This window comes from Desulforapulum autotrophicum HRM2 (assembly GCF_000020365.1).
Classification (GTDB): domain Bacteria; phylum Desulfobacterota; class Desulfobacteria; order Desulfobacterales; family Desulfobacteraceae; genus Desulforapulum; species Desulforapulum autotrophicum.
Window position 1 is genome coordinate 748,105 of record NC_012108.1, and the last position, 13,744, is coordinate 761,848.

Sequence of the window (13,744 nt, forward strand, 5' to 3'; positions counted from 1 at the left end):
GGGGTTACGCAAATTTCTTTTGAATGTAATACTGCTGTCCGATTGAGAGCACATTATTGACAAGCCAGTAAAGAACAAGTCCAGCAGGGAAGTTGATGAAGATGAAGGTCATGAACAGGGGCATGAGCATCATCATTTTTGCCTGGGTGGGATCGCCCGTGGATGGAGACATCTTCTGCTGGAGAAACATGGTTGCACCCATGATGATGGTCAGCACGGGTATGCCATAGGGTGCCTGCATAAAGGGAATGGCAAAATCAAAATGAAATAGCCGGTCCGGGGCTGAAAGGTCGTTGATCCACCACATGAACGGAGCATGTCGAAGCTCAATGGCCTGGTAGAGCATCCGGTACAGGGCAAAAAAGATGGGCATCTGGACGATCATGGGCAGACAGCCGCTCATGGGGTTGACCTTATAGGTCTTGTACAGTCCCATCACTTCCTGGTTCATGCGCTGCTTGTCACCCTTGTACTTCTCCCGCATTTCCATCATCAGGGGCTGGAGTTTTTTCATGTCGTTCATGGATCGATAACTCTTTGTGCCAAGGGGCCAGAAGATCAGCTTTATGAGCAGGGTTAAGAGCATGATGGCGATGCCGTAGTTGGGAATAAGCCCGTGGATGAGGTTCATACCCATGAGGCAGGGCTTGGCCAGGATGTCGAACCAGCCGAAATTGATCGCCTTTTTGAGGTTGTTGCCATAGCTGCTCAGGAGCTTTAGGCTCTTGGGCCCCATGAAAAGAGAGAACGAGTAGGTGACCTGTTTTCCAGGGTCAAGGCGTTCCATGGACTGGACATAGCGGGTTGTTACAACGGGGCTGTCAAATGACAGTTTCACCTTTGCCTCGGTGGGGGCTTGGGGAATCAGGCAGGACATGAAGTAACGGTCGGTATAGCCCGCCCACTGAATCTGTCCCTCGTAGGTGTCTTTCTCCGCTATCTTTTTGGCTTTGATTTCTTCTAATTTATCGTTGATGAGCGTTGTGGGGCCTTCAAACGAGAAACGGGCGTTTTTTTCATCAATGATGCCGGGAATTTCGACCATGAAAGAATCCTTCATGGGCATACCTGAACTGTTTTTCAGCACAAGGTCAAACCCGATGAGGTAGCTGTCTGCCGAAAACGTGAAGATCTTTTCAACAACAACTCCCTGGGCAGAGGTCCAGGTAAAGGTGAGGCTTTTTTTGCCCTGGTCGAGATTGAGCTGGTCGGATGGCGTCTGGGCTGTAAACAAGGCTGTTTCAAGGCCCGGGATACTTTTCCCGTCAAGGGAAACGCCAAACAGGCCTCCGGTCAGGTTCGGGGAGACCATTTCCTTCAAGGGAGAGTCTTTCTCAGATGTCTCCCTATATGCATTCAGGGTAAGGCTGTTGACCTTTGCCCCCGTCTCTGAGATGGCAATGTTGTAAAACTGGTTTGATACCTGGATGGTTCTTGCGTTTCGAGTCGGGATCGCTGTAGCAGGGGGTTGAGCTGCGTCGATCTCTGTCTGTTGGGACGGTGCGGGATCGGTAATGGGGGCTATGTCGCCCTTACCGGCCATTGGCTGTTCATTTGATACGATAGCCTGGTCCGGTTTTTCCGGTACAGGTTTTGAATCTACAAAGAAAAAGTTCCACCCTACAATAACTACTATTGAAAGGATAATGGCAGTGAATAGCCGTTTCTGATCGTCCATCTTGTCTCCCAGTGATGAATGTGATGAATAAAATGTTGTTCAACCCAGATCTAATGGATTAAATGGAAAAAACAAGAGAGGGGTTTTCATCAGAGGTTTCGGTTCAGGGAACAGGGTCATAACCGCCGGGATGGAACGGGTGGCATTTTAAGATGCGCCTTACTGCAAGACAAGAGCCTTTAAGGCTGCCATGGATCATGACAGCCTCAAATGCATATTGGGAACACGTTGGATAGAAGCGGCAGGTCGGCCCTGTTAAGGGGGAAATAAAGTATTGGTATACCTTGATGAGCAACAGTATTGACCGCTTAACCATCAGATCTCACAATCTTTTTGAAGAGTTTGCCAAGTTCATCTCTAACTTCCCGGTTGTTGAGGGAGGCCACGTATTTTCTTGCTATTATATTGATGTCCCGGTTTCCTGAGATCGTATCTCGGTTTAGTCTGTAATAATCTCTGACAATCCGCTTTATTCTGTTTCTCTCTACTGCGTTTCCTACTCTTTTGGATACAGTAATGCCCAGGCGGGTTGTGTCTGTCTCTGACCCGAGCATGGCTGCAATGAAATACCGTGTCTGTTTTGTTCTTCCAGATCTGGATAATTTTAAAAAGTCGGCCCTTTTTAAGAGCCGTTCAGTTTTAGGGAACGAATAGCTGCCCAATTCTCAAGCCTTTTCTAAGCGGTAAGCTTTTTTCTTCCCCTGGCTCTTCTGCTGTTTACAATGCGCCTGCCGGCTGCCGTGGACATTCTTTTCCTGAAACCGTGTCTTCTTGCGCGTTTGATTCTGCTGGGCTGAAATGTTCTTTTCATGAGGTATAAATCCTTACAGGTTTAAAAAACAAAATAACTATCGGCGGCTTTCCCACCGTACTAAACTGCCATAATAAACATCAAATCTTAATGCATTATTCGAGATGTGTCAAGATTTCATTGACAATAGTTGCATGTCTGGACCCATGGATTATTTTGCCAGGGTTTCAAAAATGTGGTACTCCTCAATGTGGTATTGGGGGTCGGGATAAATGGTGATGGGCCGCCTGATCTCCCGCTCAAGGGAAATGATTAAATGTTCCTGTTCTCCGTGGAGCAACTGGGCAATTTCAGGGTGAACCTTGACGGTGAACATATTGCCCATGATGTCGTTGGCCTCACTCATCAGATCCCGATGAATCTTGTAACAGATGGACCTTTTGGACAGGAGCATACCGTCTCCGCCGCAGTAGAAACAGGGTTCACAAAGGGTACGGGTGAGGTTTTTTCTTACCCTTTTCCTTGTCATCTGAACCAGGCCCAGTTCGCTCAGGGGCAGTACATTGGTCTGGGCCTTGTCCCGCTTCAGGGTCTCAATGAGAAGGTTCATCACCTTTTCCTTGTGCTGTGTACGCTTCATGTCAATAAAGTCGATGATGATGATGCCACCGATGTTTCTCAGTCGGATCTGGTAGGCAATTTCCTTGACCGCCTCGAGGTTGGTCTTTAGGATGGTCTCGTCAAAGTTGTGTTTGCCCACGTATCGGCCCGTGTTAACATCAATGGCCACCAGGGCTTCGGTGGGGTCGATGATGATGTAACCCCCGGATTTGAGCCACACCTTTTTTTTTAATGCCCTGGTAATATCTCCCTCAATGTTGTAGGCGTCAAATATGGGCTCCTTGCCCTGGTAGAGTTCCACGGAAACGTGAATGTCGGGCATGAGTTTGTCCAGAAAAGACAGCACGCTTTCATAGCCGATTTTTGAATCAATGACAAGCTTGTCAGCCTCGTCCGTCAAAAGATCCCGAACGGCCCTGAAGGTCACGGTGAGATCCCGGTAGAGCAGGGTCGGCGCTGCCGAGGTCTTGTTCTTTTTCTGGATGCTTTCCCAGGTTTTTGTGAGAAAGGCGATCTCTTTTTTCAGGCGCTGCTCATCGATGCCCTGGGCTGCGGTTCTGAAGATGTAGCCGAAGTTGTCCTGGCGAACGCTGGTCAGCAGCTCCTTGAGTCTTGTCCGCTCAGAATCTGCCGTTATTCGTTTGGATATACCCACATGGTCCACCGTGGGCATGAGTACCATGAATCGACCAGGCAGCGAGATGTGGGCCGTCACCCGTGGGCCCTTGGTGCCGATGGGGGATTTTGAGATCTGCACCAGGATTTCCTGGCCCTCGGTCACAAGATCTTCGATGCTTGCCTCGGTTGTGAACGATGGTTTCCACTCCATGGGAATCGGAGTGTCGTCCACGGGCTTCAGATCCGGATCATTGGGGTCGGCATCACTTTCCTGTTCAAACCGGCGGGCAAGCTCCTGGCTGGTCTCGTCGTATATGTCGTCCACGTAGAGAAAGGCAGCCTGGGCAAGCCCGATGTCTACAAATGCCGCCTGCATTCCCGGCAGCACCCGCTGGATTTTTCCCTTGTATATGTTACCCGTGATATTGGACTCGTCGTCCTGTTCGATGAAAAGTTCAGCAATGGTGCCGTTCTCAAGGAGGGCTACCCGGGTTTCATGTTCTGCGGCATTTACAACGAGCTCTTTCAGCATATGGAATTCCCCTGTTTGAGTTTCACAATGGTTGCCGTTTGGACAGCTTTTTCAGGGAGGCCCAGGACCGTGGTGAGAATTTCGGCTGGCCGAATGGTTCGGTCCTCGTCCTTTATTAATACCATTTCAATGTGTGATGAATCAAGAAAATCTATCCGTTGAGTCACCTTTCGAAGGTCGATGGTGCGTCGTTTGCCCTTGAAGCTTGTCTTTTCCACCTGGAATTCGGACAGGGTCATGAACTCATCAATTTCCTGACTGTCAAAGGTGTCGCCGTTGAGGGTGATGCGGTAGGTCGTTTCCGGGTTGACCTTTTGGCTGTTCCGGATGGCGGCAAGGGGTGCACATCCGGTGATGGAGATGGATTTGGGCAGGACCTTGTTAATCCCTGTGACAATTTGCCTCGGGGTTGTTGTGGCCTCGGCTGTGATGTTGAAGAACTCCTCCTGGCTCTCCATACCGATGGGCAGCGGGTCGTCAAACGACATCTGCATACTCGGATTGAACCCCTTGGAATAGGCAACTTTTATGCCGGTTCTTCTAATGGCCCTGCGCATGATTTTGGCAAGTTCAAGGTGACCGAAGTGCCGGGCGTCACCAAGCTTGGAGTAATAGATTCGATACTTGGCAAGGTTCATGTTGTCACCAGGCCTTGCCATGGGTGTGTCGGACACAGCAGCCCCGGTTAAAGGTGGTGCACAGGGGTGGACAACGGGTTCAATGGTTTCAAAGTCGCAGATGCCGCACCCCATGCACCCGTTCTCCCGGCAGTCAGCCGTGGTTTCGGGTGTCAGGGCCTTTTGGAACTCCTCTTCCATGAACTGGGGCGATACACCGCAGTCAATGTGGTCCCAGGGAAGGGGTTCGTCTGCGGATCGTTCCCTTGTGGTGAAAAAGGCGGGGTCAACCCCGGTTTCATTAAAGGCTGTCACCCATAGGTCAAAGTTGAACATGTCCGACCAGCCGTCCAGACGGCATCCCTTTTCCCAGGCCGCAACAAGAACCCGGGCAAGGCGCCGGTCTCCCCTGGCCCAGACCCCCTCTAAAAGGCTCATCTCGGGGTTTTGCCATTTAAGGTTGATGCCCGGATGTCTGAGATTCTTTTTGAGAAAGTTGAGGTTGTCAATGGACTGTTGGGTGGAAATCTGGGCCGAGCGCTGGAACGGGGTGTGGGCTTTGGGAATAAAGGTGGCAAAGCTCAGGTTGATGTTGGCCTTTGATTTGCCCCTGGCCTTTCCCTTTCCCTGGGGTTTGATGGCTGCAAGTCGTAGGGCAAGGTCGCAGATGCCCTGGATGTCCTCCTGGGTCTCAGTGGGCAGCCCGTTCATGAAGTAGAGCTTGATCATGCGCCATCCAAGGTCAAAGGCGTTGGTCACCGTATCCACAATGTCTCGTTCAGTGATGTTCTTGTTGATGGCGTCCCGGAGTCTCTGGGTGCCGGCCTCGGGTGCAATGGTGAACCCGGTTTTTTTTACCCGTTTGATGATTCTCATCAGCTCCGGGGTGAGCCTGCCTGCCCGGATGGACGGCAGGGATATGGCTGTGCACTGATCGGAATTAATGGCAAGCAGCTCTTCCATGAGATGCGCAAGGTCGCTGTAGTCTCCAGTGCTCAACGACAGGAGTGAGACGTCACTGTAACCCGTTGCCGCCATGGCTGTTCGGGTGATTTCCACAAGGTCTGGGACGGTTCTCTCCCTCACTGGTCTATAGATTATGCCGGCCTGGCAGAACCTGCACCCCCTGGAACACCCCCTGGCAATTTCAAGCCTGAGGCGGTCGTGGACCGGTTTTCCAAACGGGACAATGGGTTCCGTGGGAAAGGGGACCTTTGCAAGGTCGGTGAGGATGGCCCTTTTGACCGTGGCGTGCTCTGGAAACAACGGCTCAAGGGTCTGGAACCCCTGGTCGTTGAAGTCTGCCCGGTAAAAAGAGGGAATATAGATGCCCTGGATGGTTGCAAGCCGCTTGAGAAGCGCTTGTTTAGCGCCCGGTTCTGATGCGGCATCCTTTTGAGTGGCCTTCCATTCCATCACTTTGTTTGAAATTTCAACAATGACTTCCTCACCGTCCCCGATTACAAAAAGATCAAAAAAATCGGCCAGGGGTTCGGGGTTGAAGGCGCAGGGGCCGCCTGCAATGACCAGGGGAAAGGTGTCCGGCCGCTGGTCCGCGTAAAAGGGAATTTGGGCAAGGTCGAGCATGGTAAGAATATTGGTGAAGTTGAGCTCGTAAAGAAGGCTGAAACCGATGATGTCAAAGGTGTTGAGGGGCTTTCTGGACTCAAGGGAACAAAGGGGGATCTGTCGATCCCTGAGCAGGCCCTCCATATCCGGGGCCGGGGTAAATACCCGTTCTGCAGCAATCTTTGGTTCCTGGTTCAGGATGGTGTACAGGATCTGCATACCAAAATGGGAGGTGCCGATTTCATATAAATCAGGAAAGGCCAGGGCAAAGGTGAGATCAACGGTTGAAGGGTCTTTTTTGATGGTGTTGGCCTCATTGCCGAGGTAACGGCTGGGCATTTCCACAAGGGGCAGGATCTCTTGAATATTTGTTTTGTTCATGGTAATAAGCTTTTATAATTGTATGGTTTTAGTGTATTTTTACAAAGTAGTTACTATCTCATTTTAATAAATAGAAAGCAACGATAACTTGGGGAAGATATCCTTTAATGTGTTCTCCTGATCGATAGGGACAAGGGGTGAATGATGCAGAGAGTAAAGATAAACCAGCTGCTTGGATCAAAAACAGCCATGGACAGTGTGGTGGTAAAAGGCTGGGTCAGAACAAAACGCAACGCAAAGGATTTTTCGTTCATGGAGGTCAACGATGGCTCCTGCCTGAAAAATATCCAGATCATTGCAGGGGCGGATCTTGCCAATTACCCTGAGGTTGAGCGGATAACCACGGGGTCAGCCATAAGTGTTACAGGCCCCCTTGTGGCATCCCCCGGTAAGGGTCAAAGCTGGGAGGTCCAGGCCCGGGAGGTTGAAATCATAAGTCTTTCACCTGAAGATTATCCCCTTCAGAAAAAGCGGCATACAGATGAGTTCCTGCGGACCATCGCCCACCTGCGGCCGCGGACGAACAAGTTCGGAGCCATTTTCCGTATTCGTTCCGAGGTGATCCAGGCCATTCATATGTTTTACCGGGACAGGGGGTTTTATTGTCTTTCAGCGCCTGTGATCACAGGCTCGGACTGTGAGGGGGCAGGGGATATGTTCAGGGTGACAAGCCTTGATCCAGCCGAGGTTGCCCGACAGGGACGGATGAATTTCAACGAGGATTTTTTCGGCACCCAGGCAAATCTGACCGTTTCAGGCCAGCTTTCTGCTGAGATGTTTGCCCTTTCCCTGGGCGATGTCTACACCTTTGGACCCACCTTCAGGGCGGAAAATTCAAACACCAGCCGCCATGTGGCTGAATTCTGGATGCTCGAGCCTGAGATGGCCTTTTGTGACCTTGACGGCAACATGGACCACGGTGAGGAGCTGGTCAAGGCGCTGACCCGCCATGTCATGGAACATTGTGCCGAGGATCTTTCGCTTTTTACCAAATTTGTGGATAAAAGCCTTGGGGGTATGCTCGATACCCTTGTTGAACAGCCTTATGAAAGGGTCACCTATGACGAGGGTGTCGAGATTCTCCAGAAGTCGGGCCGAAAATTCGAGTTTCCCGTGGACAACGGAATGGATCTCCAGTCTGAACATGAGCGCTTCCTTGCCGAAGAGTATTTTAAAAAACCGTTGTTTCTCACCAACTATCCCAAGGATATAAAACCCTTTTACATGCGCCAGAACGACGACGGAAGAACCGTTGCGGCCGTTGACCTTCTGGTGCCCAGGATTGGAGAGCTCATCGGTGGAAGCCAGCGTGAAGAACGCCTTGACCATCTTGAGCGCAGAATGGATGAGATGGGACTTTCCAAGGCAGATTACTGGTGGTACCTTGATTCGAGACGATTTGGAACGGTTTCCCATTCTGGGTTTGGAATGGGTTTTGAGCGGTTCCTCATGCTCATCACCGGCATCACCAACATACGTGACGTTGTGCCGTTCCCGAGAACACCGGGAGCCATCAATTTTTAGCGGGGTCACAAGGGAGGTATCATGCCAACACTTGAAGAACGGAAAACGGAGTCGGTTGAAGATTTAAGGGAACGCCTTGAGTCTAAAACCAGGGAGCTTGGAATTTCCTACACCTTTGCCCAGTATATGGAGCTTATGGAAACCTATCTTCTGAAGCTTGAGTTGAGGGTTGAGCGTCTTGAGGAAAAATGTGGTCTTGACTGTGGGGATCTCATGGGCGAATAAGCCTGCCCCCGCCATGGACGGGGGCAGACAGATTCTATCTGTTTTCGTTTCTAATGGCAACCTCTTCAAAGGTCTTGATCTCGGCAAGGATCCTTGTTGAGGCGCTCAGCAGATTAAAAGCCAGGGCTGCGCCTGTTCCTTCCCCGAGCCTGAAGCCAATGTCAAGCAGTGGTGTCAGGTTCAGGCGGTCGTGCATGAAACAATGGCCCTGTTCAATGGAACGGTGGCTTGCAAACAGATACGCCTTTGCAGCGGGTACAAGCTCGCAGGCGATCAGTGCGCCTGCCGTGGAGATAAAGCCGTCGCAAACCACGGGGATGCCATGGCTTGCAGCCCCGATCACAAGGCCTGCAAGCCCGCCGATTTCAAATCCACCCACCTTGGCAAGAACATCAATGGCATCCCTGGGGTCTGGTTGATTGACCTCAAGTCCTTTGCGGATTACCTGAATTTTGTTTGCGAACATGGCGTCGTCGATGCCCGTTCCCCGGCCCGTGAGCTGTTCAGGGGCAATTCCGGAAAAGGCAGCAATGATGGCGGCCGATGGCGTTGTATTGCCGATGCCCATGTCGCCTGTGCCAAGCAGATCCACCCCGCCCTGCTCAAACAGCTCGTCCACAATGGCCACACCGGCGTTGATGGAGGCAATCGCCTCTGCCCGGGTCATGGCAGAACCCTTGGTAAAGTTGGACGTCCCCTTTCTTACCTTTTTGTGGAAGATGGGAAGGTCCGGATCAAAATCAAAATCCACGCCTATATCCGCCACCTTGATGGCGGCACCTGCATGGCGGGCCAGCACGTTGATGGACGCACCGTCGTTGACAAAGTTCATGACCATCTGGGGGGTCACTTCCCGGGGAAAGAGGCTCACACCTTCGTCCACAACCCCGTGGTCACCGGCGCAGGTAATGATCATTTTCTTGTCAAGGTGGACGTCAAGGGTGCCTGCGATGGCTGCAAGCCTTGCCGATGTCTGTTCCAGAACGCCGAGGCTTCCGGCGGGTCTGGCCTGCTGGGCAAGGCGTGCAAGGGCTTGTTCATAGATCTCAGTATCGGGCGGCTGGATGGCTGCCATGGCTCTTTCTAAGGTTTTCATAGCTTTATGCTCCAGGGGCTATCTTGTCGTTTTTAATATCGTCTTTGAAAATTTCATTTCCCTTTTTCATGGCGCAGAAGTCACCGCACATGGTGCAGGTCCCTCCATCCTCGGGCGCACGGCTGGCCCTTGTTTTTCGGGCAATGTCAGGAAAGAGCAGGTGCTGTTCAAGGTCGTCCCATCGCATGTCCCGCCTTGCCATGGATGCCAGACGCTCATTTTCCCTGCGGTCTGGATATTTGGCAATGTCTCCGATGCGGACGGCAAGCTTTGTGGCCCTGACCCCTTCTCTTACATCTGCCTCGGTGGGAAGGGCCAGATGTTCGGCAGGGGTGATGTAGCAGATGAGATCTGCCCCGTGCCAGGTGGAGGAGGCAGCACCTATGGCTGAGGTAATATGGTCGTATCCTGCACCCGTATCTGCCGGAATGGGACCGAGCACATAGTAGGGGGCGTTGCCGCTCATGCGTTTTTCAAGTATGATATTGGCCTGGATTTCGTCCAGGGGAACATGGCCCGGTCCTTCGACCATCATCTGGCATCCCTGTTCCCGGCCAAGCTCTGCAAGTTCACAGTTGATTATCATTTCGGCCATCTGGGCCCGATCGTGGCTGTCGTGGATGGCACCGGCCCGGATGCCGTTGCCAAGGGAGAGGACGGCATCGTATTTTTTCATCAGCGTACATACCCGGTCAAACTGCTCGTAAAGGGGATTCTCTTTGCCGGTTGCATCCATCCACGCCACCATAAAGGTGCCGCCCTTGGAGGCCAGTCCCCCGTACCTGAAACCCTGTTTTCTGAGTCGTTCGATGGTGTACTGGTTGATGCCGCAGTGGATGGCCATGAAACTCAACCCGTCGCTGAGTTGACGTTCAATCAGGTCAAAGAGAAATTCCGGGTCAAGCTTTGAGGGATCGTTATATTTTCGGCCTGTCTCCTTGAACGCCTGGTAAAGGGGAACGTTTCCAACGGGGAGATTGACGGCCTTGAGCACCTCCTGGCGAACCTTGTCCAGGTTGCCGCCGGCGGAAAGCTCCATAAGGGTGTCTGCCCCTTCCTCTTCAATGGCAATGGCTTTTTGTACCTCATTTTCGATGCTGCAGATATCTGACGAGGTGCCGATGGAGGCATTGATCTTTGTTCTGAGTCCGGTGCCGATGCCGACCACTTTTTGATTGGTTCTGTTGGGATTGCAGGGAATGACAATCTCGCCTGCGGCCACCCGGGTGCGAATGATTTCAGGGTTGAAATTTTCGTCTGCTGCCACTTGTTCCATTTGCCTGGAGATGATCCCGTCCCTGGCAAGTTCTATCTGTGTTTTCATTAAAAGCTCCTTTTTCCAAGGGTTCCGGCAAAAAAAATCCCGGAACCGACAGGTGTCAGCCCTGGGATTTACCATCTCTCCTGGGTAAGGTTATTTTTCCATACAGCAGGTCTTCTGACTTGCGGATCAACCCGATTGATGCGCCTTCCCAAAGCATTTTAAAACATACTTCAGTGGCCTTGTGCAAAAACCGGTACTCGCTTACAGCGGCGGGACCGTCCCGGAATTTCACCGGGTTCCCTTGAATGCCCTTTGGGGCAAGCATTATGGAAAACAAATTTTGAAGACCATTATCATTAAATCTGGGGTCTTGTCAATACGGTAAATCAACTGATAAATGACAGATATGTCTGTTTCCATGTTATTCTATAATATTGATACCGGCTGGGTTACACCTTGTAAAAGAATTTGACACCTGGCATACAAAATTTGAGGCCGTTCGCCCTTATTTTTTTTAACCTGTTGAAATATTAATGGATTAAAAAGAAATGATTATACGTTGGCTTGTAAATTGCTTTACGGAAGGTTTGTTTTGCGGTAAGTGTTGCCGCATTTGAAATTAAATTTAAACATAAGGAGTTCATTATATGGAAAGACTTGATGCTATTTTTTCACCACAATCTATTGCCGTTGTCGGTGCTTCGGCAACACCGGGAAAGGTTGGGCATGATATTTTTGCCAATATTCTCAAGGGGGGGTATACTGGAATGCTGTTTCCCGTAAACCCGGGATCCAAATCCATACTCTGTGTAAGGGCATATAATACGATTATGGACATAGAGGATCCTGTGGAACTGGCGATTATTATTCTTCCTCCCAAACTGGCCCTGACATCCGTGGCCCAGGCCATTGAAAAAGGAGTCAAGGGCATCGTCATCGTCAGCGCCGGTTTTCGTGAAGTGGGCGGAGAAGGTGCGGAGATGGAAGACAAACTCATCGCCATGTGCAAGGCTGCAGGGGTTCGTCTGGTGGGGCCCAATTGCCTGGGGGTTATCAACCCCCTTGCCGGGGTTCGGATGAATGCCAGTTTTTCAGCCAGAATGCCCCAGGCAGGGCATATTTCTTTTATTTCCCAGAGTGGGGCACTTTGCACCGCTGTTCTTGATTTTGCCGCGAATCGTGATTTCGGGTTTTCAAAATTTATCTCCATCGGCAACAAGGCCGACGTGGATGAACTGGACCTGTTGCGATACCTCCATGAGGATATGGATACGGATGTTATCATGATCTACCAGGAAGCACTGGGGCGGGGGCCGGAATTTATTCAGGCGGTAAAAGAGATCACCTCAGGAAGCCGGCCCACACCCATACTGGCCATCAAGTCCGGCCGAACCAGTGCCGGGGCAAAAGCTGCGGCATCCCATACCGGTTCACTGGCAGGTTCCGAAGCGGTGTACGATGCCATTTTTGAACAGTCCGGTATCATTCGGGTGGACACCATTGATGAATTGTTTGATTTTGCCAATGCCTTTGCATGTAAAAAAGAAAGTGCACTGGGTAAAATAGTTCGAAAAATGCCTGCCGGAAATCGGGTGGCCATTATCACCAATGCGGGCGGTCCTGGCATTTTGGCAACGGATATGACCATGACATCAGGGCTTACGCTGGCCGAATTCAGTGATGAAACCATTAAAGTACTGGCCAGTCATCTGCCGGCGGCAGCCAATATTCATAACCCGGTGGATGTCATTGGGGATGCCGCCTTTGATCGCTATGAAAACGCCCTTGCTGCAGTTATCAATGACGATGGAGTGGATGGGGCTTTGGTGATCCTGACACCCCAGTCCATGACTGATGTCGAGGGCACCGCCAAGGCCATTGTCAAGGTTGCCCGACGGTCCTCCAAACCGATTTTGAGCTGTTTCATGGGCATTGTTGATGTGTCAGCCGGGGTGAAATACCTGCAGGAATATGGTTATCCGGTGTATAAGTTCCCCGAAAATGCAGCCAAATCCTTTGCTGCATTGTTTCGGTTCTCCAAATGGTTGAACCGACAGCACCTTGAACAGTATGAATTAAAGCATGACAAAAAGCGGGCGGCTGAAGTTATTAAAGGGTGTCTTGACGCAGGAAAAACACGGCTGGGTGAATTAGATGGGATTGAGTTGCTGAAATGCTACGGGATGAGCGTTCTGCCCACAAAACTGGCCAAAACAGCCAAAGAGGCGATTGCCCTGGCATCGGAAATGAAATACCCGGTGGTCATGAAAATTGCATCGGCCCAGATTCTTCATAAATCCGATGCCAAGGGTGTAATGGTGGGCCTTAACTCCGATGGGGAAGTCAAAAAGGCTTTTGATCAGATTATTGCCAATGCCAATGCGTATGATCCCAAGGCGATTATCGACGGGGTTCTGGTGGTGAAGATGGCAACTCCCGGCGAAGAGGTCATTCTGGGGGTAAATCGCTATCCGATTTTCGGGCCGTTGCTGATGTTCGGTCTAGGGGGTATTTTTGTGGAAATATTTAAGGATGTAGACTTCCGTCTGGCCCCCATTGGCAGAAATGAAGCCCGCAGAATGATGCAGAAAATAAAGGGCTACAGGCTGTTGCAGGGCTTCCGGGGTAAACCCAAAGCTGATATTGAAACGATCGAAAAAACCCTGGTGAGCATTTCCGATATGGTTATGGACAATCCGGAGATCATGGAAATGGATATTAATCCCATGCTGGTTCACGAGGAGGGGTGTGGGGCAACCGTTGCAGACTGCCGGATTATTTTAAAGGCAGCGGATTGACTTGAAACATCGATAAACAGATGAAGCAAGTATTGCCGGGGTGGGGTTGATCACAACCCCACCCGGCAAT

At 51.0% G+C, this 13,744-nt stretch carries 11 protein-coding genes and 1 riboswitch; of the genes, 3 read left to right on the forward strand and 8 right to left on the reverse strand.

From position 1 onward, the window contains the following. Window positions 1-4: 4 nt before the first annotated feature. From yidC to HRM2_RS03255, 6 genes are all read right to left on the reverse strand, one after another. Window positions 5-1,678, reverse strand: a complete 1,674-nt coding sequence (gene yidC / locus HRM2_RS03235; protein WP_012663029.1) for a membrane protein insertase YidC — start codon at window positions 1,676-1,678, stop codon at window positions 5-7. 103 nt (window positions 1,679-1,781) lie between these two features. Beyond that, complete coding sequence (gene yidD / locus HRM2_RS25825) at window positions 1,782-1,994, reverse strand: membrane protein insertion efficiency factor YidD (protein WP_012663030.1); 213 nt, start codon at window positions 1,992-1,994, stop codon at window positions 1,782-1,784. Further along, window positions 1,987-2,340 (reverse strand): ribonuclease P protein component, encoded by a 354-nt coding sequence (gene rnpA, locus HRM2_RS03240; protein ID WP_012663031.1) that lies wholly within the window; start codon window positions 2,338-2,340, stop codon window positions 1,987-1,989. Before rnpA ends, yidD begins: the two co-directional genes overlap by 8 nt. 14 nt (window positions 2,341-2,354) lie before the next feature. Continuing rightward, the gene (gene rpmH / locus HRM2_RS03245) at window positions 2,355-2,489 is read right to left on the reverse strand and encodes a 50S ribosomal protein L34 (RefSeq protein WP_012663032.1); all 135 of its coding nucleotides are present in this window, start codon (window positions 2,487-2,489) and stop codon (window positions 2,355-2,357) included. A gap of 151 nt (window positions 2,490-2,640) precedes the next feature. Then, complete coding sequence (locus HRM2_RS03250) at window positions 2,641-4,200, reverse strand: Rne/Rng family ribonuclease (RefSeq protein WP_012663033.1); 1,560 nt, start codon at window positions 4,198-4,200, stop codon at window positions 2,641-2,643. Then, a complete protein-coding gene (locus HRM2_RS03255; protein ID WP_012663034.1) occupies window positions 4,194-6,767 on the reverse strand; it encodes a TIGR03960 family B12-binding radical SAM protein in 2,574 nt (857 codons plus the stop codon). Before HRM2_RS03255 ends, HRM2_RS03250 begins: the two co-directional genes overlap by 7 nt. A gap of 144 nt (window positions 6,768-6,911) precedes the next feature. On the opposite strand from HRM2_RS03255, the gene asnS reads away from it, so the two are divergent. Together asnS and HRM2_RS03265 are read left to right on the forward strand one after the other, a co-directional pair. Next, window positions 6,912-8,291 carry an asparagine--tRNA ligase gene (gene asnS, locus HRM2_RS03260; RefSeq protein ID WP_041273018.1) on the forward strand — a complete coding sequence of 460 codons (1,380 nt, stop codon included), beginning with the start codon at window positions 6,912-6,914 and terminating at the stop codon, window positions 8,289-8,291. Between the two features lie 21 nt (window positions 8,292-8,312). After that, complete coding sequence (locus tag HRM2_RS03265; RefSeq protein WP_012663036.1) at window positions 8,313-8,516, forward strand: hypothetical protein; 204 nt, start codon at window positions 8,313-8,315, stop codon at window positions 8,514-8,516. 34 nt (window positions 8,517-8,550) lie between these two features. Here HRM2_RS03265 and cobT read toward each other — a convergent pair whose 3' ends face one another. Together cobT and thiC are read right to left on the reverse strand one after the other, a co-directional pair. Next, the gene (cobT, locus tag HRM2_RS03270) at window positions 8,551-9,612 is read right to left on the reverse strand and encodes a nicotinate-nucleotide--dimethylbenzimidazole phosphoribosyltransferase (protein ID WP_012663037.1); all 1,062 of its coding nucleotides are present in this window, start codon (window positions 9,610-9,612) and stop codon (window positions 8,551-8,553) included. A gap of 4 nt (window positions 9,613-9,616) precedes the next feature. Further along, window positions 9,617-10,936 carry a phosphomethylpyrimidine synthase ThiC gene (gene thiC / locus HRM2_RS03275; RefSeq protein ID WP_012663038.1) on the reverse strand — a complete coding sequence of 440 codons (1,320 nt, stop codon included), beginning with the start codon at window positions 10,934-10,936 and terminating at the stop codon, window positions 9,617-9,619. 87 nt (window positions 10,937-11,023) lie between these two features. Beyond that, window positions 11,024-11,218, reverse strand: a riboswitch (cobalamin riboswitch). A gap of 305 nt (window positions 11,219-11,523) precedes the next feature. Between thiC and HRM2_RS03285 the strand changes: the two genes are divergently transcribed. Beyond that, complete coding sequence (locus HRM2_RS03285; protein ID WP_012663040.1) at window positions 11,524-13,674, forward strand: acetate--CoA ligase family protein; 2,151 nt, start codon at window positions 11,524-11,526, stop codon at window positions 13,672-13,674. Window positions 13,675-13,744 lie beyond the last annotated feature (70 nt).